Consider the following 24,031-nt stretch of genomic DNA (forward strand, 5'->3'; position numbering starts at 1 on the left):
AGAGGTCGCAGGGGCCCCGGAGATGACGGACAGAGCCCCCGCGCCCGGAGCGCTCGCCCTGGTGGAGGCCCTGGTCAACACCGTGGACCTGGAGTCGGGCGAGGACCGCCTGGACACGCCTGACGGGCGCGCCGAGTTCGGCCTCACGGAAGCGGATCTGGCGGACGTACGGGAGCTGCGGGAATCGCTGCGCGCCGTCTGCCTGGCCCACGCCGGCCACCCCCCGCACCGCGAGGTGACCCCCCTGGGGGCGCTGCTGGCGCGGGCACCCCTGCTGGTGGCCGTCGACGAGCGGGACGGCTCGGCGTCTCTCGCCCCGGCCGACGGCGGCGCTCTGCTCTCCCGGGTTGCGGCGGCCGTCGCCGAGGCGCTCACGGCGGGTACCTGGCTACGCCTCAAGGCGTGCGAACTGCCCGACTGCCACTGGGCGTACTACGACCGCAGCCCGGCAGGAAAGGGCCGCTGGTGCTCGATGTCGGTGTGCGGAGCACGCGCGAAAATGCGGCGATACCGGGCGAAGTAGGCGCACGACTCACAAGGTTGGGCTCGTGCCGCTCGTGCGCCGGGGTGGTGGGGCAGAATGCAACAGGACGCCGGTCCGGCCGACTGAGCCTCGGCCGGACCGGCGTCGGCTTCTTCCGCCTTCTTCTGCCTTCTTCTGCCTTGTTCCGCCTTGTTCCTACGCCGTCGGGCGGCCCATCGCGCGGTAGGTCCACCCCGCCCGGCGCCACAGCTCGGGGTCGAGTGCGTTGCGGCCGTCGAGGAGCACCCGGGAGCTCGTCGCCTCGCCGAGCTCGGCCGGGTCCAGCTCGCGGAACTCGCGCCACTCCGTCAGATGCAGCACGACATCGGCGCCCCGGACCGACTCCAGCGCGGAGCCGGCGTACCCGAGGGTCGGGAAGAGCCTGCGGGCGTTCTCCATGCCCTTGGGATCGTAGACCGTGACCTGGCCGCCCTGGAGGTGGATCTGGCCCGCGACGTTCAGCGCCGGCGAGTCGCGCACGTCGTCCGAGTCCGGCTTGAAGGTGGCGCCGAGCACCGCGACCCGCTTGCCGAGGAACGAGCCGCCGCCCAGCGCCTCGCGCGCCATCTCTACCATCTGGCCACGGCGGCGCATGTTGATGGAGTCGATCTCGCGCAGGAAGGTCAGCGCCTGATCTGCGCCCAGCTCGCCCGCCCGCGCCATGAACGCCCGGATGTCCTTGGGCAGACAGCCGCCGCCGAAGCCGATCCCGGCCCGCAGGAACTTCTTGCCGATCCGGTCGTCGTGTCCGATGGCCTCCGCCAGCTTGGCCACATCACCGCCCGCGGCCTCGCAGACCTCCGCCATCGCGTTGATGAAGGAGATCTTGGTGGCGAGGAAGGAGTTCGCCGAGGTCTTCACCAGCTCGGCGGTCGGGAAGTCGGTGACCACGAAGGGGGAGCCCTCGGCGACCGGCGTCGCGTAGACCTCGCGCAGCAGCTTCTCGGCACGCTCGCTGCGCACGCCGACCACGATCCGGTCGGGGTGCAGCGTGTCCTGGACGGCGAAGCCCTCCCGCAGGAACTCCGGGTTCCACGCCAGCTCGGCGTCCTCGCCGGCGGGCGCGTGCGCGGCGAGGTAGGCGGCCAGGCGGTCCGCGGAGCCCACCGGCACCGTCGACTTGCCGACCACGAGGGCCGGGGCCCGCAGATGCGGGGCGAGCGAGGCGATCGCGGCATCGACGTACGACATGTCACAGGCGTACTCGCCGTGCTTCTGCGGAGTGTTCACACACACGAAGTGGATGTCGCCGAACTCGGCCAGCTCGGCCCAGTCCAGGGTGAACCGCAGCCGGCCGCTGGACCCCTCGATACCCGCCACGTGCTTGCGCAGCAGTTCCTCGAGTCCCGGCTCGTACATGGGGACCTCGCCCCGCTGGAGCATCTCGATCTTCTCGGGGACGACATCGAGACCCAGCACCTCGAACCCCAGCTCGGCCATGGCCGCGGCGTGCGTGGCGCCGAGATAGCCGGTGCCGATCACTGTGATCTTGAGGCTCATGGGTGCTCCAGGAAATACGGCGGCGAATCGGTGCCCGAGCATAGCCGGGCCTTTCGGCGGGCAGGTTTCCCGCTGTCGCCAAGCTCACGTATCACTCACGTGGGCCTACCTCTAAAATTTGGGTTACTTAACGGTAGTTAGCGTCAGCACAGCGTCTTTGGAGCGTGAGACACCTTGGCCGGATCGGCTGACTTCGACCTGTACCGCCCGTCCGAGGAGCACGACATGCTCCGCGACGCCATCCGCTCGCTGGCCGAGGCGAAGATCGCGCCGCACGCCGCCGCAGTGGACGAGGAGGCCCGCTTCCCGCAGGAGGCGCTGGAGGCCCTCGTCGCCAACGACCTGCACGCCGTCCACGTGCCCGAGGAGTACGGCGGCGCGGGCGCCGACGCGCTGGCCACGGTCATCGTGATCGAGGAGGTGGCCCGCGCATGCGTGTCCTCCTCCCTGATTCCGGCCGTGAACAAGCTCGGCTCCCTGCCTGTGATCCTCTCGGGCTCCGAGGAGCTGAAGAAGAAGTACCTTGGACCGCTGGCCCAGGGTGACGCGATGTTCTCGTACTGCCTGTCCGAGCCGGAGGCGGGCTCCGACGCGGCCGGCATGAAGACGCGGGCCGTGCGCGACGGCGACCACTGGGTGCTCAACGGCGTGAAGCGCTGGATCACCAATGCGGGCGTCTCCGAGTACTACACGGTGATGGCGGTGACCGACCCCGACAAGCGCTCCAAGGGGATATCCGCCTTCGTCGTCGAGAAGTCGGACGAGGGTGTCTCCTTCGGCGCCCCGGAGAAGAAGCTCGGCATCAAGGGCTCCCCCACCCGCGAGGTCTACTTCGACAACGTCCGCATCCCGGCCGACCGCATGATCGGCGAGGAGGGCACGGGCTTCGCCACGGCGATGCGCACCCTCGACCACACGCGCATCACCATCGCCGCCCAGGCCCTCGGTGTCGCCCAGGGCGCCTTGGACTACGCCAAGGGCTACGTCAAGGAGCGCAAGCAGTTCGGCAAGCCGATCGCCGACTTCCAGGGCATCCAGTTCATGCTCGCCGACATGGCGATGAAGATCGAGGCGGCCCGCCAGCTCACCTACGCGGCCGCCGCCAAGTCCGAGCGCGGCGACAGCGACCTCACCTTCCAGGGCGCCGCCGCCAAGTGCTTCGCCTCGGACGTGGCGATGGAGGTCACCACGGACGCCGTCCAGCTGCTCGGCGGGTACGGCTACACGCGCGACTACCCGGTCGAGCGCATGATGCGCGACGCCAAGATCACCCAGATTTATGAAGGCACGAACCAAGTTCAGCGGATCGTGATGGCAAGGAACCTTCCCTAGCAGGGTTTTTGCAGGTCAGGAGCTGTTTCGAAGGTCCGGCGGGACGACCCTGGCTTTCCGTCCGTTGCGGGCTGATCAAGGGCCGTTCTTGGGCGTCATACTGGGGGAATCCTGGGCAGATGCCGACCTGAAAATGGCCACTGACCTGCAGAAACAACACAGCCTCCGGCGCGACGCCGGGGGCTGTTGTCGTACACGGATCAGGCGACCTCTGATGCCTCCGTAGGGTCGTCGGCGCCGGGTGTCAACATCGTCGCGATGGCCGCCCGGCCACGCTGCTCGGCCCCTTCGAAGATGTAGTGGTAGTGCTCCCTCAGCACGTCCGTACTGCTGTGGCCTATCCAGTCGGCCACGTCGTTCTCGGGGACTCCGGCGTACAGCAGTCGCGACCCGTAGTAGTGCCGGAGTGAGTGCGCCTTGCAGTACTTCACCTGTCCCTTGCCCAGAGCCTCCATCCAGATCTTCGGGTAGAAGTACGACGCGTAGAGGTAGCCAGTCCGCGTCACGTTGGGGAAGAGAAGTCGCTCCGGCCCCCATACGCCGTGGTTCTTGATGTGCCGCCGTAGCTCGAAGGCGACGTTCGGCGGGAGGGGGACGGTACGCCCTGGCTCACCTTCATCACGAGCCTTGATGTGCCGACGCTGGATCGCGCTGTTCTTCCCCGACTCGGTGTCTCCGTCCTCCGCAATCTGGAAGTCGACGCGAAGCGTCTCGGCCTTGAAGTCGATCTGATCACGGGACACCGCCATGGCCTCACCCAGCCGCAGGCCGCACCCGGCCATGAGCCACAGCATCGCGCGGTGTCGTTCCGCACCACCAGGGCGAAGGACGTACAGAGGCGCCGGAAGCCACCGTGACCGGTCCGGCCGGTGTGGCTCACGCACCCGACATCGACGGCGGCCCCATCCGTTGACGGGGTGGCCTGCCAGCCGCACTCATACGTCAGACACTCGGTCTCAAAGGTCACGTCAGTGTCCGGGTGCTGGGTGATCCGGTGCTCGACGTAGCGCAGGACGGAACGGGGCATCACAGGCAAGTGAAGCTCAGCGAGAGGCCGAAGCATCAGCCGGCCAAGCCGGTGAAGGGCAGGCAGCAGAGTCGCTAGCAAGTGGAACAGGCTTGATAACTCCCAGAGTTGGAGCGAGCCCAGCAAGTAAGGAAAACGAACCCCGGCCAGTGAAGGCGTCCGGGGTCGCGGTCTTTGACCAAAGAGTGATCACCCCCTCTTCTCGTTCATCAATCAACCACTTATGATCATCGATCACACGAACAATGTGGGGGGTGCATCTACATGCATGACTTCATTGAACGCATCGGCGGTTGGACGCCGGTAGCGATCTTCGGAGGGGCGGTCATCATCAGCGCGGGCATCCTCGGCGTCCATGCTGCGGCAAGCGGCACCGGCAGCAGCAGCGGGCTGGACAGCACCTCAGTCGAGTACCAGCAGGGATGGAACGACGCAGTAGCTGAAAAGCTGATCAACAACGACATCAGGATGTCTAAGGTAATCTGCGCGGTCCCGGCCCTTTATGACTCGGCCGCAAAGGCTGATGCTGAGTATCCAAATTACTCCGAGCTGCACTTCAGTGGATGGAGCTACAGCGACCACCAGCGCAAGGAATGGGCGCATGGCTGCCTGGACGCCCTCCGCAACCTGACCGACTACAAGGTGCCTCAGCAGAGTTGGGAGGGCTGACGCGAAAGAGAACAGAACGAACCTGGACAACTGGGCGATGTTCCAGACCGCGTTCGCTGGCTTGGATTATAGAGACTTTGAGATCGAGGCCGGCGAGCGGATGGGGAACGGCAACTGGGCGCGACGCTCTCCATCCCTTCCGAGAAGAAGTGGAAGATAGCCCGCCTGCTCATGACCTTCTCCAGGAATAGGGAGTGCTGTCTTCACGAGCCTCCCTCTTATCTTTCATAGATCAACCACTTATGATCAGCGATCACAAAGAACCATGTGGTGGGTACATCTACATGCAAACGGCACAGGGCCAGCGCCCTCTGCGAAGACTGGTCGACCGCTACGGCTGGCCGAAGGTGCTTCTCGTCGCCTGCATCATCGGCGCCTCGGGCGGCTGGATCAGCTCGCAGGTCAACCACAACGACGGGCCGCCGGCCTGTGCGAAGAGCTTCGTCGGCACGTACAACGGGCCAGGCTTCGACGCGTTGGGCAAGTACATGAACAAGATGGCCGAGTGTGACCACACAGTCGAGAAGTGGTGCGCGGAGAACCACCCGGAGGACCCGGACGGTTGCTCGAACAACGTCGAGATCGATGGCGACGACCGCAACGTCGGCAAGGACTGAAGCTGGTGTTCCTCAAGAGTCGGAGACGTCGACAACACCGTGTTTGGGTGTGGTTGTGCGTCCTTGAGGCCAACGACGGTTGCTGTGTGTACTGCGGCAGGGCCTCAGAGACCATGGATCACGTCATACCGTTCTCTGACGGGGGAGCCGACGACATGTCGAACCTCGTCCCGGCATGCCACCGTTGCAACCGGCAGAAGGGCGGCAAGACTCCGGCTGAGCTGTGCATCGGATGGGATCTGCGCCACCGGTGGAGCGGGAAGGGCACCGCCCAGAAGTCAGACATAAGCGGCTTGAGCCTTCGGGACATGTACCTGTCTATACATGAAGGAGTGCTGGGTCTGCTCGATGATCTCGACAAGGTTGCAGCCGAGATAGCAGACCGGAGACGTCGGGACTGGTTCCTCTGGGCCTCGCCCTGGACGTACCACTATGACCTGGGCATCAACTACTACCGCAAACGCTTCGCTGAGGAGGTTCAAAAAGCCAAGGCGGAGGGGTGGCCGGACAATCGTCCCGAATCGGTCAAGAAGAGGAGTGCCTAAACAAAGAAAATCGCCCAGCCCGTCGGCGGGGTGAAGCGTGGCACGAGGACAGGCGAATTGCCGAATACGAATACCGAGCTAAGGAAGCCGAAGGAATAGCGCGCAATATGCGCCGCGGTCCCCGCCCGTACAGCGGCTCTCAAAGTTCTGTAGCCGAGCAGGCTCGCAGGGTAGTGGAAGAAATAGAAGAGGTAAATCGTGACATCAGACGGGCTCGGAGAGAGCGGGATTTCTAGAGGATCCGCCAACCGAAGGGCTCGGCATCGTTGCCGAGCCCCCTTCTTTTTGGCCATCAGGTCCCTCATTGGTCACGCAGCCGAGGCCTCATCGATGTCGAGCGCGTACAGGTCGGTTCCGTTCTGCATCACTGCACCTTCCTGCTCAACTAATCGCGGCCATGACTGACCGCCGCCGCCCGTAGCGGGCGGGAGTCCAGGTCGCCCACAATTGCGGCAAGGGCTCTACTCTGCGCGAACGACCATGGCGAACGAGGTCCTGATACGTCGGAAACCGGCGTGACCAGAGCGGCCCGTGTGGCTCATGCACTCCACATCGACGGATGCCGACTCGGTGGAAGGTGTCGCCTTCCACTTGCAGTGCAGGCACTCAGCCTCAAAGGTCACGTCCGTATCCGGGTGCTCGGTGATCCTGTGCATCACGTACCGCATCGCCGTTCTGATGCTCACAGCCGGCCCCTACGGCTCTGCGCGTTGGCCTCGGCAACTCTGCTGCTCAGTCCCTCTGTCGGCCCATTCGGCGGGGCCTTGTAGTCAGGACACTTCGGGCTCCCGCACTCGCACCGGGGCCAGCGCAAGGCCGAACTGGGCGCCATGTCGGCGCCTTCGGGGCCAGGATCGCTCTTGTGCACCATGAGCACGCCGCCTACGCCGAATGCATCGGAGAGACGGGAGAGGAACTGTCGGGCCTCACTGCTGCCCAGATGATCAGCCGGTTCGGAGCCCCGCGCCCTGCTTTCGCCCATCGCACCGCGCCCTTCCGATCGTTTCCGCGTCGATGTGCCGACCGTAGGAAGTGGCGACTGTCGGGCTCCACAAACTTGCACGAGCTTGCACGCCAATTCCCGTGGCTGGTAGTCATATTGACGCTGTCTCCACAGGCCATCGAAGCTGATGCAAGCCCGAGCAAGCACCTAGACCAGGGAGCCAGCCATGGCCGTAGAGTTCATTGGAATCGACCCCGACACGGACCGGGATCACTGCCCCACCGTGTGGGCCGACGCCGAGGCTCAGGAGGTCTTGTTGCAGGGGTGGAAGCCGAGCACTGAGACTCAGGCGGACTGCGAGGCAAGCAGCCCCGCGAACGGTCCGGTGCCCGCCAGCGAAGCCATCGTGAGGATTCCGGCCCGGATGATTCCGCTGATCAGGGAGGCGTGTGATGCCGTCGAGCGTGCCCAGCTTCGCTGAGCTGCTTGGCCAGTGCGAGCGGTCCGCTGTCCACCTGGAGCTGCGTGACGCCTACGCGCCAACGGATCGGTTCGAGGCATGGAAGCGGGGTGAGCGGATCAACTGGGAGGACCGCGAATCCTGGTGGCACCCCTACGACCAGTTGATTGCGGACACCGTGGCCCGGGGTGTGGTGATCCGCCGGGCACGGGTGATCTCCGAGCCAGTATCGGACTACATCCGGTGGGAGCACTACGTCACACGCGCCAACATGACGGCCGGTGAGGAAGTGCGGTGGTTGCCCCGGCGACGGGCCACGAGCATCCCTCTGCCAGGGAATGACTTCTGGCTGTTCGATGGTGCGCTGCTCCGGGTGCACCACTTCTCAGGTGACGGTGCGGTGGTGGAGGACGAGATTACGGCGGACCCAGAAGCCGTGAAGCTGTGCTCCGCGGCCTTCGAAGCGGTTTGGGAGCGAGCGATCCCGCACCACCTATACAAGATCTGACGAAAGCCAGCTCCGTGCCCACACACCCGTCCTCACGCGTTCAGCAGGCCCGTGAAGAGCTGGCCGGCCGTCTACGTGAGATCCGGAAGGATGCGGGGATCAGCGGGCGGGAGCTGGCCGTCAGGTGCGGTTGGTCAGAGTCGAAGTCATCCAGGATCGAGAACGCGAAGACGCCTCCCTCCGATAGGGACATCAGAGCGTGGTGCCGAGCCTGCGCCGCTGATGATCAGGTCCCCGACTTGATCGCGGCTAACAGACAGTCCGCCGATGCTCACGTGCAGTGGAAACGACTCCAGCGGAGCGGCCTACGTCGCCTGCAAGAGTCCACAGGCGATCTGTACCAACAAACCAAGCTATTCCGGATCTACGTCTCCGACGTGATTCCCGGATTCCTCCAGACGCCTGGATACGCCACTGCCCTGCTGTCATCCATCGCAGACTTCCGAGGAACCCCGGATGACGTGAGTGACGCTGTGGCGGCCCGCATGAGGCGTAACGGGGTGCTGAGCAATGGCACACGCCGGTTCTCGTTTGTACTGGAGGAGTCCGTGTTGCGCTACCGGCTGTGCAGCGCAGAGACGATGGCAGCGCAGCTTGGTCATCTGCTCGGGGTCATGGATCTCCAGAACGTTGCTGTGGGGATCGTCCCGTTCTCGGCGCAGCGGACTATGTGGCCGATGCCAACCTTCACGATCTTCGACGACACCAGGGTGCATGCGGACACGCTGGATGCTGCTGCCACCCTCACGCAGCCCAGCCAGGTCGAGTTGTACGCCCGAGCCTTTGACCGGCTCTCGCAGGTGGCCGCGAGGGGAGCAGCGGCACGTTCCCTGATAGCGGATGCGGTGGCCTCCCTCACGTGACAAGCCATGTCGGTGCACGCCTCGGTAGTGATCATGGGGAAATGCTGGGGAGTACCTCCTGAAGGGTATGTTCGTGCAGGTCAACGCCATATGACCTGTAAAGCACCCAGATTTATGAAGGCACGAACCAGGTCCAGCGCATCGTCATGGCGCGCAACCTGCCGTAGTGCGCCGCCCGTTGCACGCGGTCTGCTGCGGCAACGCGCGGTGGTTTCCGGGGCACCCTGCGGGGTGCCCCTTTCCTTCGTACGGCAGGGTAGGGGCATGAGCGATCCGGCGACGACGGCGGAGCTGCCGTCCTTTTCGTACCATCCGGACCCGCTGGCCACCGGCTCGGTGGTCGCGGCGGACACGGAGTGCCTGTGCTGCGGGCTGCGGCGCGGATACGTGTACGTGGGACCCGTGTACGCGGTGGCGGACGTCCGCGCCGAGCTGTGCCCGTGGTGCATCGCGGACGGCAGCGCGGCGGAGCGCTTCGGAGCGCAGTTCACGGAGGTGACGGGCGAGGCACCGAAGGCGGTGGTGCGTACCGTGGAACGGCGCACGCCGGGCTTCTCCGGCTGGCAGCAGGAGCGCTGGCTGACGCACTGCGGGGACGCGGCGGAGTATCTGGGGCGCGCGGGTGCCAAGGAGCTGGCGGACCATCCGGAGGCCGCGCAGAGCCTCCGGGAGACCCTGGGCGAAACGTTCTTCGCGTCGCTGGACGCCGACGGCCAGCCCACCGCGTATCTGTTCCGCTGCCGCAGCTGCGCACAGCATGTGGCGTACGCGGATTTCACCTGACGGACGGCGGGGGGCGCCGACGGCGTGCGGCGCCCCCTCGGGTCAGCCGTCCAGCTGTTCCAGCGTCGCGTTCGACGGGCCTCTCCGCCCCTGGAGGTCGCGGGCCACGTCCTCGGCCGCGCCCAGCACCCGCACGGCGTTCTGCCAGGTCAGCTTGGCCAGGTCGGAGGTCGACCAGCCTCGGTCCAGCAGCTCCGCTATCAGGTTGGGGTAGCCGGAGACGTCGTCGAGACCGTCCGGGGTGAACGCCGTGCCGTCGTAGTCGCCGCCGATGCCGAGGTGGTCGATGCCCGCCACCTCGCGCATGTGGTCCAGATGGTCGGCGACCGTCGCGACCGTGGCTACCGGGCGGGGGTTGCGCTCCTCGAAGGCGCGGTGCACCTTCATGGCCTCGGCGGTGGTGTCGAGGTGGTGGAAGCCGTGCGCACGCATGTTGTCGTCCGCCGCGGCCGTCCAGTCGACGGCCGCCTGGAGGACGAACTTCGGCACGAACGTCACCATCGCCACGCCGCCGTTCGCGGGGAGGCGTTCGAGGACGTCGTCGGGGATGTTGCGCGGGTGGTCGCACACCGCGCGGGCGGAGGAGTGGGAGAAGATCACCGGGGCGTCGGTCGTGTCCAGCGCGTCCCGCATGGTCGTGGCGGCGACATGCGAGAGGTCGACGAGCATGCCGAGGCGGTTCATCTCCCGGACGACCTCGCGGCCGAAGGCCGACAGGCCGCCGACGCCCGGCTCGTCCGTCGCCGAGTCCGCCCAGGCCACGTTGTCGTTGTGGGTGAGCGTCATATAGCGCACGCCCAGCCGGTACAGCCCGCGCAGGGTGCCGAGGGAGTTCGCGATGGAGTGGCCGCCCTCCGCGCCCATCAGGGAGGCGATCCGGCCCTCCGCGCGCGCCGCCTCCATGTCGGCGGCGGTCAGCGCCCGGCGCAGCTCCGCGGGGTGACGGGCGATCAACTGGCGGACGCAGTCGATCTGTTCCAGAGTCGCGGGCACCGGGTCGGGCAGGTCGGCGCGGACGTACACCGACCAGTACTGCGCACCGACCCCGCCCTCGCGCAGCCGCGGGATGTCGGTGTGCAGATGGGCGTTCTGGTGCGTGGCGATGTCACGGGCGTCGAGGTCGTAGCGGACCTGCTGGCGCAGGGCCCAGGGCAGGTCGTTGTGACCGTCGACGACGGGGAACGCGCGCAGGAGCTCCCGGGCTGCCTCCACCGAGCTCATCGCGGTCACTTCCCCGAGCCGAAGCCGAAGCCGCCGGCCGCGCCGTCGACCTTGGCGCGCAGCCGCTTGCCCTTCTCGGTGGCCTGGTCGTTGAGGTCGTGCTGGAAGTCGCGCATCTTGCCGAGAAGTTCCTCGTCGTGGGCGGCGAGGATGCGGGCCGCGAGCAGACCGGCGTTGCGGGCGCCGCCCACCGAGACCGTGGCCACCGGCACACCGGCGGGCATCTGCACGATCGACAGCAGCGAGTCCATGCCGTCGAGGTACTTCAGCGGGACGGGGACGCCGATGACGGGGAGCGGGGTGACCGAGGCGAGCATGCCGGGCAGATGGGCGGCGCCGCCGGCCCCCGCGATGATCACCTTCAGACCGCGGTCCGCGGCGTGCTCGCCATAGGTGATCATCTCGCGCGGCATGCGGTGCGCGGAGACGACGTCGACCTCGTACCTGATCTCGAACTCGTCGAGGGCCTTGGCGGCGGCCTCCATGACGGGCCAGTCCGAGTCCGACCCCATGACAATGCCTACGACCGGGCTCATTCCGTGATCGTCCCTCTCAGATAGCCGGCAGCGTGACGGGCGCGCTCCAGCACGTCGTCGAGGTCGTCGCCGTATGTGTTGACGTGGCCGACCTTACGGCCGGGCTTCACGTCCTTGCCGTACATGTGGATCTTCAGCTGGGGGTCGCGGGCCATGCAGTGCAGGTACGCGGAGTACATGTCGGGGTAGTCGCCGCCGAGGACGTTCACCATGACGGTCCACCTGGCGCGCGGGCGGGGGTCGCCGAGCGGGAGGTCGAGGACGGCCCGGACGTGGTTGGCGAACTGCGAGGTGATCGCGCCGTCCTGGCTCCAGTGGCCGGAGTTGTGCGGGCGCATCGCCAGCTCGTTCACGAGGACACGGCCGTCGCGGGTCTGGAACAGCTCGACGGCGAGGTGGCCGACGACACCGAGTTCCTTGGCGATCGTCAGGGCCAGTTCCTCGGCCTTGAGCGCCAGTTCCTCGTCGAGGTCGGGGGCGGGTGCGATCACGGTGTCGCAGACGCCGTCGACCTGCCGCGACTCGACGACGGGGTAGGCCACGGCCTGGCCGTGCGGCGACCGTACGACGTTGGCGGCCAGCTCCCGGACGAAGTCGACCTTCTCCTCGGCGAGGACGGCCACACCGGCGCGGAACGGCTCGGCGGCCTCCTCGGCCGACCGTACGACCCACACGCCCTTGCCGTCGTAGCCGCCGCGGACGGTCTTGAGGACCACGGGGAAGCCCCCGCCCTCCGCGGCGAACGCGGCCACGTCCGCCGGGTCGCTGACGATCCGGTGCCGTGGGCACGGCACCCCGATCGCATCGAGCTTTGCGCGCATCACACCCTTGTCCTGGGCGTGCACGAGCGCGTCCGGGCCGGGGCGCACGGGGATGCCGTCCGCCTCCAGGGCCCGCAGGTGCTCGGTGGGCACATGCTCGTGATCGAACGTGATCACGTCGCAGCCCCGCGCGAAGGCACGCAGCGTGTCCAGGTCGCGGTAATCGCCGATGACCACGTCATGGACGACCTGCGCCGCGGAGTCCTGGAGGGTGTCACTGAGGAGCTTGAACTTGATGCCGAGCGGGATGCCCGCCTCGTGTGTCATACGAGCGAGCTGGCCCCCGCCGACCATGCCGACTACAGGAAACGTCACGCCCCTAGGGTATCGGCCACGCCACGGCGGCCGGTTTCCGTCCCTCCCACGGCATTCTTTCCGTCCTCATACGGTCCTCCCTGGGCGCCGCCCACGGCCGCTGGTTAGCATGACGGGGTTGGCGGAACCGCTCGGCGCGCCCCGCCGACCGGCCGACGCATACGACCGACCGATACGACCCGACCCGACCCGACGGGGGCTGGCGACACCATGGGCAGTGGTTCCACGGGCCTGCAGGACAAACCCCGGGGCGCGGTGCGCCGGCAGTTCGAGCAGCTGCTGCGCGAGATCGCCAAGTTCGGGGCGGTCGGCGGGGTGGGGCTGCTGGTCAACCTCCTGGTGTTCAACCTGGTGCGCAACGTCACCGGCCTTCAGGTGGTCAGGGCGAGCGTCATCGCCACGGTCGTCGCGATCGTCTTCAACTACGTCGGGTTCCGCTACTTCACCTACCGGGACCGGGACAAGAGCGGCCGTACCCGCGAGATGACGCTGTTCCTGCTGTTCAGCGCGGCGGGGCTGGTGATCGAGAACGGCGTGCTGTACGTGGCGACGTACGGGTTCGGCTGGCACAGCCCGTTGCAGAGCAACTTCTTCAAGTTCCTCGGCATCGGCCTCGGCACGCTGTTCCGCTTCTGGTCGTACCGCTCGTGGGTCTTCCGCGCGATGCCGGCCGGCGAGGCCGTGGCGGGCGCGGAGTCGATACTCGAGCAGGCGGAACGGCGGCGCCACGACGGCCAGCGCGTCAACCGCTGACCGCTCGCCCGAGCGCCTCCCGGCGTCCGGGCACCTTCCGGCTCACCTGACCGTCGGCTCCGGTTCGTCACCCGGCGGGGGCACCTTGACGGGGGTGCGCGACAGGAACAGCCCGAATACGGGGGGCTCCGCCTGGAGCATCTCCAGGCGGCCGCCGTCGGCCTCCGCGAGGTCCCGGGCGACGGCGAGGCCGATGCCCGTGGAGTTGCGGCCGCTGATCGTGCGCTCGAAGATGCGGGAGCCCAGCTCCGGCGGTACTCCGGGCCCCTCGTCGGTGACCTCCACGACTGCCTGGTTTCCGGTGACACGGGTGCGCAGCGCGACCGTGCCGCCGCCGTGCATGAGGGAGTTCTCGATCAGCGCCGCCAGCACCTGGGCCACCGCGCCCGGCGTGCCCACGGCCCGCAGATGCCGTTTGCCCGAGCTGACGATCGCCCGCCCCGCGCTGCGGTAGGCGGGGCGCCACTCGGCGAGCTGCTGCTGGATGACCTCGTCGAGGTCGAAGGAGACGGCGGAGCCGGTACGCGGGTCGCGGGCGTTGGTCAGCAGCCGTTCCACCACGTCCGTGAGCCGCTCCACCTGCGTCAGCGCGATGGTCGCCTCCTCCTTCACCGTGTCCGGGTCATCCGTGAGGGTGATCTCCTCCAGACGCATCGACAGTGCCGTCAGCGGCGTGCGCAGCTGGTGGGAGGCGTCGGCGGCGAGCCGCCGCTCGGCCGTCAGCATGCGCCCGATCCGCTCGGCGGAGGCGTCGAGGACATCGGCGACCCGGTCCAGCTCCGGGACGCCGTAGCGCTTGTGGCGTGGCCGCGGGTCGCCGGAGCCGAGACGCTCCGCGGTCTCCGCGAGGTCGGTGAGCGGGGAGGCGAGGCGGTTGGCCTGGCGCACGGCGAGCAGGACCGCGGCGACGATCGCGAGCAGCGCGACCAGGCCGATGATCAGCAGCGTACGGCCGACTTCGCGGGTCACCGTGGAGCGGGGCTCCTCTATCCGGATGGTCTCGCCCTGCTCGCCCTTGGCCGTGGCGTGGATGACGTCGCCGACCGGCTTGGTGCCGACCTGGATGGGGGCCTGGCCGGGGATGTCGATGAGCGCGTACCTGTCCCCGGTGACCTGGTCCTTGAAGATCCCGCGGTTGACCTTCTCGTCGCCGAGGAGCCGGCTGTCCACGATGCTGGCGAGCCGCAGCGCCTCGGAGTCGACACGTTCCTGGGCGCTGTTGCTGATCGTCCGGGTCTCGACGATCACAAGGGAGACACCGAAGACGGCGATCACGACGAGGACGACCGCGAGGGTGGACTGGATGAGACGACGACGCACGAGGCCCTCCGGGCGGTGGCTTTACGACGACCAGTGTGCCCTGGGCACCCCGGCACCCCGCAGGGGCGGCGGCCCTCGACGGGCGCCAAGCCGTGACGTCGTCCGGCTCGGCCGTCATGGGCGCGGCCGTGGGGATGTGACGCGCGTAGCCACGCGTCCCTCGCCCCGCCCGCCCGAGCCGGGCGGCGTCTAGTTCTTCTCGAAGCGGAAGCCCACTCCCCGCACCGTGGCGATGTACCGCGGGTTCGCCGCGTCGTCCCCCAGCTTCTTGCGCAGCCAGGAGATGTGCATGTCGAGGGTCTTGGTGGACGACCACCACGTCGTCTCCCAGACCTCCCGCATCAGCTGGTCGCGCGTGACGACCCGGCCCGCGTCCCGGACGAGGACCCGCAGCAGGTCGAACTCCTTCGCGGTGAGCTGGAGCTCCTCGTCCCCCATCCACGCGCGGTGGGACTCGACGTCGATGCGCACCCCGTGCGTGGCGGGCGGCTGCGCGGGCTCGGTGGCGCCGCGCCGCAGCAGCGCCCGGACGCGCGCCAGCAGTTCCGCGAGCCGGAACGGCTTGGTGACGTAGTCGTCGGCGCCGGCGTCGAGACCGACGACGGTGTCCACCTCGTCGGCCCGTGCGGTCAGGATGAGGATCGGGACGGTGTGACCCTCGGCGCGCAGCCTTCGGGCCACCTCCAGGCCGTCCATGCCCGGCAGCCCGAGGTCCAGTACGACCAGATCGACGCCGCCCTGCATTCCGGCGTCGAGCGCGGTGGGTCCGTCCTCGCGCACTTCGACCTCGTAACCCTCCCGGCGGAGGGCACGGGCCAGCGGCTCCGAGATGGACGCGTCGTCCTCGGCGAGCAGTACACGGGTCATGGGGTGATGGTAGTCCGCATACGACCAGAGCAAAGGTGTGATCGCGGGTGTGACCGGCGCAGGCGGATTCTTACCTTCCGCCGCGATCACGCGGCGGACCGGCCCTTGGTCACGGAGCGCATTCGCGCCTGCGCCTTGGAGGTGTCATCCTGGAATGGACCTTCGAATAGGCGTTCAAGGTTGCGGGATCACCTGTGATCCCTGTCTCAAGTCCTTCCATATCCGACGCTGTCATGCCGTATGGTGACTGAAACGCCTGTAGCACCACCAGAGACCTTTGGCGGGCACTCGACGCTGAAAGGTCTCTTTTGCGTGCGGGCTGGTTGTCCCCAGCCTGAGGAATGACCTGTGGCCGGGCCTCGGGCGCATCGACCAGACGCGCACGGAGGCGTGGATCCCGGTGACCGCCGTCCGCCGTTCCGTGACCCGGAGCGGACACCCCGTGGGCGTGGGGGTGGACGACCGGTCCCGCCGGTGCCGGCCGCCCCATACCGGGTGCGCATGAACCCCGAACTCTCGGCTCCGCCCGAGCGGAGGGACACCCACGGCAGCGCGCCCCGACCAGCAAGGAACGACCATGGCGTCCAGCCTGACGAAGGACTCGGTCCGCCCGGGCACCCCCGGGTCCGAGAAGACCTTCTTCGGCCACCCCCGCGGACTGGCCACTCTCTTCATGACCGAGATGTGGGAGCGCTTCAGCTTCTACGGCATGAGGGCTCTCCTCGTCGTCTATCTGCTCTCCGGCGGCCCCGACGCCAAGAAGGGCAGCATGGGCGGTGGCCTCGGCATGGACCTGGCCACCACGACGGCGATCTACTCCGTCTACATGTCGATGGTGTATCTGCTCGCCATGCCCGGCGGCTGGCTCGGCGACCGCGTCTGGGGCCCCCGCAAGACGGTGGCGATCGCCGCTGTCACGATCATGGCCGGCCATGTGGTGCTGGCCGTGCCCGGCGGTCAGGCGCCCTTCTTCGCCGGTCTGGCACTGGTCGCGCTCGGTTCCGGTCTGCTGAAGGCCAACATCTCCACCATGGTCGGCCACCTCTACGAAGGCCCGGACGACCCGCGCCGTGACGGTGGCTTCACGATCTTCTACATGGGCATCAACGCGGGTGCCTTCTTCGCGCCGCTGGTCATCGGCACCGTCGGCCAGCAGGTGAGCTGGCACCTGGGCTTCGGTCTGGCCGCCGTGGGTATGGCGATCGGCCTCGCGGCCTTCCTCATCGGCACCCGCACCCTGAACCCGCAGAGCAGTGTCGTCCCCAAGCCGCTGGACGCCGCGGAGCGCGCCTCCTGGCTGCGCAAGGGTCTGCTGTGGCTGGCCGTCGCGGCCGTCTTCTACGGCATCGTCGGCTTCACCGGCCACTTCACCCTGAACTGGGCGATGATCCCGCTCACCGTCATCGGGCTGATCATCCCGGCCGGTGTGCTGCTGCGCATCAAGCGGGACAAGGAGCTGTCGGCTGTCGAGCAGTCGAAGATGACCGGCTACATCTGGTTCTTCGTCGCGGCCGCCGCCTTCTGGATGATCTACGACCAGGGCGGCTCCACGGTCCAGGCCTTCGGCGAGACCAAGGCCTCCGGCTCGCTGCTGGGCTTCGACTTCCCGTCCTCCTGGTACCAGTCGCTGAACCCGGTGTTCATCATGGCGCTGGCGCCGGTCTTCGCCTGGTTCTGGATCTGGCTGAGCCGCCGGGGCAAGGAGCCGAGCACGGTCGCCAAGTTCGCGGTCGGCCTGTTCTTCATCGGCGTCTCGTTCTTCTTCTTCCTGCTGCCGCTGGGCATGGCCACCAAGGGCACGCTGGTCAGCCCGATGTGGCTGGTGGGCATCTACCTGATCCAGACCGTCGGCGAGCTGTGCATCTCCCCGGTCGGCCTGTCGGTGACGACGAAGATGGCGCCGGCCAAGTACGCCAGCCAGATGATGGGCGTCTGGTTCCTCGCGGTCACCGCGGGCGACTCGGTGACCAGCCTGCTGTCCAACCCGGCCGTGGCCGGTGTGGACCTCAGCGGCACCGGAGCGGTCGCCGTGGAGGCGGCCCTCGCCGCCCTCGCGGGCATCGCGGTCTACATGTACCGCCGGAAGGTCAGGTCCCTGATGGGCGACGTCCACTGACGTCCCCCTGACTCACGGAAAGGGCCGCGGCACCCAGGGTGCCGCGGCCCTTTCCGTGTCCGTCCGGTCAGGTCCCGGACGGTGGAGCGTCGGCGCCCGCCGCGCACCCCGGATCCGTGTCCGGGGAGAACCAGGGCAGCGCCGCCGTGGTGCCGGGTGCGGGGACGGGCGGCGAGGGGTGCGGCCCCGGCGGGCGCGGGAGGAGCCCCGGCAGCCGCGGACCGCGGTGGCGTACCGCTCGCCCCGCCGGCCCGCGCGGCCGTACCCGGTCCACGACGGCCATGCCGAGCCGGAACACGGCCGTCGGCACGACCACGCAGACCAGGAGCCAGAAGACCGTGACGCCCCAGGGGCGGCCCGCACCCCACGGCTGTTCGGCGAGGACCCTCCCGCCGTACTCGAGGGAGACGGTGTAGTCGCCGTGGGCGCCCCCCGGCAGGTCCACCCGCAGTTCGATCCGCGCCCTGCCGCCGGGCGCGAGGGTGCCGTGCCAGCGCTGCTCGTCCCACTGCGGGGCGAACACCCCGTGGGAGGTGCCGACCCGGAAGACCGGGTCCTTCACCGGCGTGGGGCCGATGTTGCCGACGGTGAACACGAGCGTGCGGGACGGCGGCGCCCCGAACCAGGTCAGCAGTCCGTCGCCACCGTCGAGCCGGGGGGCCGCCGGCAGCGACAGGCGCCCGGAGGCGGACTCGGCGGGCAGGGGCTCGACCGCGTGCCCGGCGACCTGGAAGGCCGCGTCGGCATCCGCCCCGGCCCCGGTGACGGTGGCGACGTGCACCACGCAGGGGCACGGCACGGGCGGCTCGGCGACCGGAAGCTCCCGGCGGAACGTCCCCCGGGTGTCGGTGGTGGCGGCCCGCCCGTCGGCGTTGGCGCAGAGGCCGGTGGAGCCGGTCAGGCCGCGGGAGGGCACGGACTGCCCGCAGATCAGGATCGTCAGCAGCGCCCCGGGGCGCCATCCGGTGCCGGTCACGGTGATCGAACCGCCCGCTCCGGCCTGGGAGGCGGACAGGTGGACGGTCGGTCGGCCGGTGCACCAGGCGGGCAGGGGCACGAGAACGAGCGCGAGCACCGCAGCCAGCGCCGGGATCCACCGCTTCACGTCACCGCTCCCGTCAACTCGGCTTGCGTGGGCGGCGATCCGCCGCCCGCGGGTCCGGCGGGCCGCGCCCGCGACGCCGTACGGGCGCGCCGAAACCCGTGACCGCGCCACGGTCGCTACGTCCTGTACGGCCGTGCCGGCGTGCGGAGCCGCGGCGCCGCCCCTTCCGGGGGTGCGCTCAGGGGCGCACCGCCTGGTTGCGGCGGGTCAGCCACAGCACCCCGGCCGCTCCGGCGAGCAGAACCGTGCCCCCGAGGGTGCCCAGGGCGACGGCGGAGTCGTCGGGGCCCGTCCGCGGAAGCTGACCGCCGGAGCCCGTGCCGCTCGTGGAGGAGCCGGAGGAGCCTGAGGAACCCGTGGACCCTGAGGAACCCGTGGACCCAGAGGGGCCGCCGCCCGAGGCGGAGACGTCGAGGGTCAGGGACGGGCCCGGGCTGTTGGTGGGCGAGCAGGTGGTCGTCGTGCCGAGCGCCTTGATGGTCAGCACGGCCGCCGTGAAGGTGACCTTGCCGGTCTTCTTCGGGGTGTACGTGCCGCTCAGGTCGTTGACCTTGATGGGGGTGTTCGGGGGGATCGCCGACTGGTTGGGCAGGCCGGTCACCGTCATGGTGCCGCCGTCGGCACCCCCCAGCGCGATGGTGGCGCTCGGGTTCATCGCGCCCTTGCCCAGTTCCACCGGGCTGGAGGAGACGCCCTTCTGCCAGGACATGGTGATCTTGTAGCCGGTGCCGCTCCTGACGCCCTTGATGTCGATGGGCGACACGGCGGTCTTGACGCCGATCGGCGTCTGGCACCGGTAGTTGACGTCGACGACGTCGGCGCGGGCCGTGGGCGCGGCCAGCAGCACCGCCGAGCCGGCCAGAGCCGCGGCGGACGCGAGGGCGGCGGTTCGCTTGTGGTACGACACGGTCCCCTCATTCCTGACGGCACATCAGATGGGCCGTCAAGGTACGCCCGGGGTCGTGCGGAGGGAAGACACAGCGCAGGCCGGATCTGTGGTGATTCGGCGCGCAGTCGGTGAGCGGTGAGTGGGGGTGTCCGCGCCGCGAACGAGAAGCCCGTACGGGGAGCGCGGCCTCGCGGGCGGCTCCGCCGTGCGGCCGGGCGGGATCAGGCGGGGGCGCCCAGCTCCGCCCACACGGTCTTGCCCGACACGCCGGGCACGCGCACGACTCCCCAGTCCAGACACAGCCGCTGCACGATGAACATCCCGTGTCCGCCGGGGCGCCCGGCGCGATGCGGGGTGCGCGGGGCGGGCTGGCCCGCGCCACGGTCGGCGACCTCGATGCGCAGCACCTTGTTGTCACAGGCGATCCGCAGCTCCTGCGGACCCTCCGCGTGCAGGCAGGCGTTGGTGACGAGTTCGGAGACGACGAGCAGTACGTCTTCGGCGGCGGCCCGGTGGTCGGCGGTGGCGGCGGGCAGCCAGCCCCATGCGTACAGCGCCTGGCGGGTGAAGTCGCGGGCGAGCGGGACGACACCGCTCTGGTCCTCGAAGCCCAGCCTGCGGAACTGCCGGCCGCGGGCGGGCGCAGCCCCCTCGCCGGAGCCGCCGGACGAGGCGCCCTCGGCGGGCGGCCCCGGCGCAGGCGTTCCGGAAGCGCCGCTGGGCTCGGGGCCGCGGTCGCCCGGCGAGTAGGGCCGGGTGGTGCTCATCAGCGCTTCACCTCACCGATTCACCAGTTCACGATTTAAGAGTCATTACGGGGATGGGCGGCATTTTCGCCGGCTGCTGCTTGGGCTTTTCGCGGGGGCTCTTCTCTCCTGCGGCTCCCGGCCGGGGGCCACCGACGTTCAGCATGTCTCCTGCCCGACCGGACCGATGGAACACCCACGGATTCGGCCGGAACCTGTGACACCCGTAACGCGCCGGTCACAGAGGGGCACCCCAGGGTGCGGGTCCGCCCACCGCACTACTGCTCCAGGGCGGCGTCCAGAGTGTCATGCACCGTGAAGACGGCGTCCGCCCCGGTGATCTCGAACACACGGGCCACCACCGGCTGCATCCCGGCAAGATGGATCCCGCCACCTGCGGCCTCGGCCTTGAGCCGGGCGGCGAGCAGCACATTCAGCCCGGTGGAGTCACAGAACTCCAACCGCGAGCAGTCCACGACCAGGCGCGCGAACCCCTTCTCGAGGCAGTCCTCGAGCGGTTCACGCAACAAATCGGCGGTGTGGTGATCAAGCTCACCCGCCGGGGTCACGACGGCACTCGTGCCCTCTTGCCGCACCTCGACCAGAAGTCGGCCCGACTGTGCGCTGCCGACCGTCCCGCGGTCCATGCCGTCTCTCTCCCGACGTCGTGTCTGTTGGTGGACGCCCTGGAACACTACGCCTTCCTCACGTTTCCCGACACCCGAACAACCCCACTAAAACGGACATTTCGCCACATGATGCACTTGCGGCGGCCCGACGAAAGCAGGTAGGGCTAGTAGGGACACCCGTACGACACGGCCGGCTTTGGAGGCGCCGCACACCGCAGTGCACGTATTGGCATCGGCTGCCATATGCCGAAAACGATGGAGGACATCATGTCACCCCGGCTCGACGCATCCCGGACCCAGAGGGCGACGTCGACACCCTCTCCGGTACGACCGGACGCATACCCCACAGCCGGCCCCGCACACCCGGGCGGCGTCCCCGCGCCGCGCGGTCCGGTCGATCTCCCGGAGATCCCTCCGTACGACGAGGTGGGCGCCGTCGACGCACGGGCCCTGTCCAAGACGCTCTTCGAACGGCTGGAGTCGCTCGAGGAGGGCACGCACGAATACGCGTACGTCCGCAACACCCTCGTCGAGCTCAACCTGGCGCTGGTCAAGTTCGCCGCCTCCCGCTTCCGCTCGCGCAGCGAGCCGATGGAGGACATCATCCAGGTCGGCACGATCGGCCTGATCAAGGCCATCGACCGCTTCGAGCTCAGCCGGGGCGTGGAGTTCCCCACCTTCGCCATGCCGACGATCGTCGGCGAGATCAAGCGTTTCTTCCGTGACACGTCATGGTCCGTGCGCGTCCCGCGACGGCTCCAGGAACTCCGCCTCGACCTGGCGAGGGCCGGCGACGAACTCGCCCAGAAGCTCGACCGCGCACCCACCCCGACGGAACTCGCGGAGCGCCTCGGCCTCTCGCGGGACGAGGTCGTCGAGGGCATGGCGGCGTCGAACGCCTATACGGCGAGCTCTCTCGACGCACAGCCGGAGGAGGACGACTCCGAGAGCGCGCTCGCGGACCGCATCGGATACGAGGACCACGGCCTCGAAGGCATCGAGTACATCGAGTCGTTGAAGCCGCTGATCGCCGAACTGCCGCCCCGGGACCGGAAGATCCTCTCGCTGCGGTTCGTGGCCAACATGACGCAGTCGGAGATCGGCGAGGAACTGGGCATCTCGCAGATGCACGTCTCTCGCCTGCTGTCCCGGACGCTGGTACGGCTGCGCAAGGCACTCACGGTCGAGGAGTGAGCCGGCACGCTGTGCGGCAACCCACCCCGTACGGCGGGGGGTTGCCGTAACGGCATCCGCCGGCACGCCATCGGTTACCCACGGAAACCTCTTTCCTCGGGAGTCCTCTTCCACCACTATGGTCACCCACCAAACCGGCTGGTCGTCAGGGGCCTGACGCATGGCCGCGGGGGCGCGAGGAGGCAGGTGGATGGCCCGGGCCGACGGGACCGACAACGACGTCGAGGCCACCGGCGGGGTGCACGCGGACGCGTCCGACGTGCGTCTCACCGAGTTGCTGCGGGCTGATACGCCCGACGTATATCCGGCGCTCCAGGAGCTGCGCGCGCGGCACCGGCCGTCCGTGCTCGAGTACGCCCGTGTGTGCACGACGGGCGAGTCGGCGGCACGGCAGCTCGCGGCGCAGGCGTTCACCCTCGCGGCCAGAGAGGCGGCACGCGGCAGCGACCCCGATGTCCCGCTGCGGCACCACCTTCTGCTGCTGACCGTGCAGCTGGCCTCCTCCTGGGCCCGCGACGAACGGGCGGGCGGCCTCGACCCCGGTCTGCTGCTGGTGCTGAGCCCGGCGGGAGCGGGCGGTCCCCTCCCGCCGATGCTCTCCGCGTTCCGGTCCCTGCCCTCCCGCACCCAGGGCCTCATCTGGTACGGGATCCTGGAGGGGGAACCCGAGGACCGCACGGCGGTCTTCCTCGGACTGAGCCCCGAAGACGTCAGGTACCGCACCCAGCGGGCGCTGGCGGCCCTCGGCCAGGCATCCCTCAGAGCCCGGCTCGCCGCCTCCGACGACCCGCGCTGCGGGGACTTCCGCCGGCTGATCGAGGAGTCCGTACGGCCGGACCATCCCCGCCACAGCGCCGATCTGCATGCCCACATGGCGCACTGTCCGCACTGCACGGCCGCGTCCGAGGAGCTGTCCGCGCTGCGCGACCAGCCGCGCACGGCGCTCGCGGAGGGGCTGCTGCCATGGCGCGGTACGGCCTATGTCACACGCCGCGCGGCCGAGCCCCTGGCCGGAAGCGGTGCCGCGACGGGCGCCTGGTCGCACTCCCGCCGGCTGGCCGTGGCCTCGGCGGCCCTCGGCGTGGCCCTCGTCCCCCTGCTGCTCTTCCTCGTGTCCTCGGGCGGCTCACCGGACCGGGACTCCGCTCCGGCCGCCGCGACACCCCTGATCCCGCCGCCGGTGACGGTGACGGCGACGCTCTCGGCACCCGCGCCGACGCCGACGCCCTCCCCGACCTCCGCGTCCCCCTCCCCCTCTCCGTCCCGGTCCTCGACCCCGAGTCTTACGCCGTCGCGGACGGCGCGCCCGAAGCCGACCCCGGAGCCCGCCCCGCCCCACGCACCGAACGGCACCTTCGCCCAGGTGGTGAACGCCGCTTCGGGCCTGTGCCTGGAGGTCGGCGGGGACTTCTACGACGGCACGGACGTGGTCATGGTGCCCTGCACGTCCTCCCCCAGCCAGCGCTGGCGCGTGGACTCCCGGCGCAACGTCCTCCAGTCGTCCGCGGACCCCGACTTCTGTCTGGACAGCCGCGGCTCGGTCGACCGAGGCGTCGGGATCTGGGAGTGCTCCTCGGTCTACGGCCGCAACGGCCGGAACCTCATGTTCAACGTGGACGACGACGGTGTCATCCGCCCGGTCATCGCCATCGAGACCGGGCTCACCGCGAACGACGACGACAGCCTGTCGCTGTCGCCGCTGACCGGGGGCGCGGAGCAGCGGTGGCGGGCGGGAGCGACCTGACGGTC

24 protein-coding genes are annotated in these 24,031 nt (G+C 68.9%); 13 read left to right on the forward strand and 11 right to left on the reverse strand.

All coding sequences use genetic code 11. From position 1 onward, the window contains the following. The first annotated feature begins 22 nt into the window (after window positions 1-22). Window positions 23-523, forward strand: coding sequence for a CGNR zinc finger domain-containing protein (locus ABZ876_RS09890; RefSeq protein WP_361777115.1), 501 nt, complete (start codon window positions 23-25; stop codon window positions 521-523). A 156-nt stretch (window positions 524-679) separates the two neighbouring features. On the opposite strand, the gene ABZ876_RS09895 is transcribed toward ABZ876_RS09890, so the two are convergent. Further along, a complete protein-coding gene (locus ABZ876_RS09895; RefSeq protein ID WP_361777118.1) occupies window positions 680-2,023 on the reverse strand; it encodes a UDP-glucose/GDP-mannose dehydrogenase family protein in 1,344 nt (447 codons plus the stop codon). 174 nt (window positions 2,024-2,197) lie between these two features. Between ABZ876_RS09895 and ABZ876_RS09900 the strand changes: the two genes are divergently transcribed. Next, a complete protein-coding gene (locus ABZ876_RS09900) occupies window positions 2,198-3,355 on the forward strand; it encodes an acyl-CoA dehydrogenase (RefSeq protein WP_361777120.1) in 1,158 nt (385 codons plus the stop codon). 200 nt (window positions 3,356-3,555) lie between these two features. Here ABZ876_RS09900 and ABZ876_RS09905 read toward each other — a convergent pair whose 3' ends face one another. Continuing rightward, window positions 3,556-4,137: a tyrosine-type recombinase/integrase gene (locus tag ABZ876_RS09905; RefSeq protein WP_361777123.1), complete on the reverse strand. Its 582-nt coding sequence runs from the start codon at window positions 4,135-4,137 to the stop codon at window positions 3,556-3,558. Between the two features lie 509 nt (window positions 4,138-4,646). Between ABZ876_RS09905 and ABZ876_RS09910 the strand changes: the two genes are divergently transcribed. The 7 genes from ABZ876_RS09910 (at window position 4,647) to ABZ876_RS09940 (ending at window position 9,770) form a co-directional block, all read left to right on the forward strand. Beyond that, on the forward strand, window positions 4,647-5,051 hold the full coding sequence (locus tag ABZ876_RS09910) for a hypothetical protein (protein WP_361777126.1): 405 nt from the start codon (window positions 4,647-4,649) through the stop codon (window positions 5,049-5,051). Between the two features lie 284 nt (window positions 5,052-5,335). Further along, complete coding sequence (locus tag ABZ876_RS09915) at window positions 5,336-5,668, forward strand: hypothetical protein (protein ID WP_361777129.1); 333 nt, start codon at window positions 5,336-5,338, stop codon at window positions 5,666-5,668. An 86-nt stretch (window positions 5,669-5,754) separates the two neighbouring features. Further along, window positions 5,755-6,213, forward strand: a complete 459-nt coding sequence (locus ABZ876_RS09920) for an HNH endonuclease (protein WP_361777132.1) — start codon at window positions 5,755-5,757, stop codon at window positions 6,211-6,213. Between the two features lie 1,169 nt (window positions 6,214-7,382). Then, window positions 7,383-7,637, forward strand: a complete 255-nt coding sequence (locus tag ABZ876_RS09925) for a hypothetical protein (protein WP_361777135.1) — start codon at window positions 7,383-7,385, stop codon at window positions 7,635-7,637. Continuing rightward, a complete protein-coding gene (locus tag ABZ876_RS09930; RefSeq protein ID WP_361777138.1) occupies window positions 7,609-8,124 on the forward strand; it encodes a DUF6879 family protein in 516 nt (171 codons plus the stop codon). The genes ABZ876_RS09925 and ABZ876_RS09930 overlap by 29 nt, the downstream gene beginning before the upstream one ends. A gap of 14 nt (window positions 8,125-8,138) precedes the next feature. Further along, complete coding sequence (locus ABZ876_RS09935; protein ID WP_361777141.1) at window positions 8,139-8,987, forward strand: helix-turn-helix transcriptional regulator; 849 nt, start codon at window positions 8,139-8,141, stop codon at window positions 8,985-8,987. A gap of 264 nt (window positions 8,988-9,251) precedes the next feature. Then, window positions 9,252-9,770, forward strand: a complete 519-nt coding sequence (locus tag ABZ876_RS09940; RefSeq protein WP_361777144.1) for a CbrC family protein — start codon at window positions 9,252-9,254, stop codon at window positions 9,768-9,770. A gap of 42 nt (window positions 9,771-9,812) precedes the next feature. Here ABZ876_RS09940 and ABZ876_RS09945 read toward each other — a convergent pair whose 3' ends face one another. Genes ABZ876_RS09945 through ABZ876_RS09955 form a run of 3 tightly spaced genes read right to left on the reverse strand, consistent with a single transcriptional unit; the run spans window position 9,813 to window position 12,663 of the window. Next, a complete protein-coding gene (locus ABZ876_RS09945) occupies window positions 9,813-10,991 on the reverse strand; it encodes a dipeptidase (RefSeq protein WP_361777147.1) in 1,179 nt (392 codons plus the stop codon). A gap of 5 nt (window positions 10,992-10,996) precedes the next feature. Further along, window positions 10,997-11,527, reverse strand: a complete 531-nt coding sequence (purE, locus tag ABZ876_RS09950) for a 5-(carboxyamino)imidazole ribonucleotide mutase (RefSeq protein ID WP_361777150.1) — start codon at window positions 11,525-11,527, stop codon at window positions 10,997-10,999. After that, entirely contained in the window at window positions 11,524-12,663 is a 1,140-nt protein-coding gene (locus tag ABZ876_RS09955; protein ID WP_361777153.1) for a 5-(carboxyamino)imidazole ribonucleotide synthase, read from the reverse strand. The genes purE and ABZ876_RS09955 overlap by 4 nt, the downstream gene beginning before the upstream one ends. 210 nt (window positions 12,664-12,873) lie before the next feature. Between ABZ876_RS09955 and ABZ876_RS09960 the strand changes: the two genes are divergently transcribed. After that, entirely contained in the window at window positions 12,874-13,416 is a 543-nt protein-coding gene (locus tag ABZ876_RS09960) for a GtrA family protein (RefSeq protein ID WP_361777156.1), read from the forward strand. Window positions 13,417-13,458: 42 nt separating this feature from the next. On the opposite strand, the gene ABZ876_RS09965 is transcribed toward ABZ876_RS09960, so the two are convergent. Beyond that, window positions 13,459-14,736, reverse strand: coding sequence for an ATP-binding protein (locus tag ABZ876_RS09965; RefSeq protein ID WP_361777159.1), 1,278 nt, complete (start codon window positions 14,734-14,736; stop codon window positions 13,459-13,461). Between the two features lie 189 nt (window positions 14,737-14,925). After that, window positions 14,926-15,603, reverse strand: a complete 678-nt coding sequence (locus ABZ876_RS09970; RefSeq protein ID WP_361777162.1) for a response regulator transcription factor — start codon at window positions 15,601-15,603, stop codon at window positions 14,926-14,928. A 577-nt stretch (window positions 15,604-16,180) separates the two neighbouring features. Between ABZ876_RS09970 and ABZ876_RS09975 the strand changes: the two genes are divergently transcribed. Continuing rightward, window positions 16,181-17,719 carry an oligopeptide:H+ symporter gene (locus tag ABZ876_RS09975; RefSeq protein WP_361777165.1) on the forward strand — a complete coding sequence of 513 codons (1,539 nt, stop codon included), beginning with the start codon at window positions 16,181-16,183 and terminating at the stop codon, window positions 17,717-17,719. 67 nt (window positions 17,720-17,786) lie between these two features. Here ABZ876_RS09975 and ABZ876_RS09980 read toward each other — a convergent pair whose 3' ends face one another. From ABZ876_RS09980 to ABZ876_RS09995, 4 genes are all read right to left on the reverse strand, one after another. After that, the gene (locus ABZ876_RS09980; RefSeq protein WP_361777168.1) at window positions 17,787-18,824 is read right to left on the reverse strand and encodes a hypothetical protein; all 1,038 of its coding nucleotides are present in this window, start codon (window positions 18,822-18,824) and stop codon (window positions 17,787-17,789) included. 178 nt (window positions 18,825-19,002) lie between these two features. Further along, window positions 19,003-19,731 carry an LPXTG cell wall anchor domain-containing protein gene (locus ABZ876_RS09985; protein ID WP_361777171.1) on the reverse strand — a complete coding sequence of 243 codons (729 nt, stop codon included), beginning with the start codon at window positions 19,729-19,731 and terminating at the stop codon, window positions 19,003-19,005. A gap of 203 nt (window positions 19,732-19,934) precedes the next feature. Further along, window positions 19,935-20,480, reverse strand: a complete 546-nt coding sequence (locus ABZ876_RS09990) for an ATP-binding protein (protein ID WP_361777174.1) — start codon at window positions 20,478-20,480, stop codon at window positions 19,935-19,937. A gap of 257 nt (window positions 20,481-20,737) precedes the next feature. Beyond that, window positions 20,738-21,106 carry an STAS domain-containing protein gene (locus ABZ876_RS09995; RefSeq protein ID WP_361777177.1) on the reverse strand — a complete coding sequence of 123 codons (369 nt, stop codon included), beginning with the start codon at window positions 21,104-21,106 and terminating at the stop codon, window positions 20,738-20,740. A 249-nt stretch (window positions 21,107-21,355) separates the two neighbouring features. On the opposite strand from ABZ876_RS09995, the gene ABZ876_RS10000 reads away from it, so the two are divergent. Both ABZ876_RS10000 and ABZ876_RS10005 read left to right on the forward strand, forming a co-directional pair. Then, window positions 21,356-22,282, forward strand: coding sequence for an RNA polymerase sigma factor SigF (locus tag ABZ876_RS10000; RefSeq protein WP_361777180.1), 927 nt, complete (start codon window positions 21,356-21,358; stop codon window positions 22,280-22,282). 190 nt (window positions 22,283-22,472) lie between these two features. Then, window positions 22,473-24,026, forward strand: coding sequence for a ricin-type beta-trefoil lectin domain protein (locus ABZ876_RS10005; protein WP_361777183.1), 1,554 nt, complete (start codon window positions 22,473-22,475; stop codon window positions 24,024-24,026). Window positions 24,027-24,031 lie beyond the last annotated feature (5 nt).

It is taken from the genome of Streptomyces sp. NPDC046931, from assembly GCF_040644655.1.
Taxonomy (GTDB): domain Bacteria; phylum Actinomycetota; class Actinomycetes; order Streptomycetales; family Streptomycetaceae; genus Streptomyces.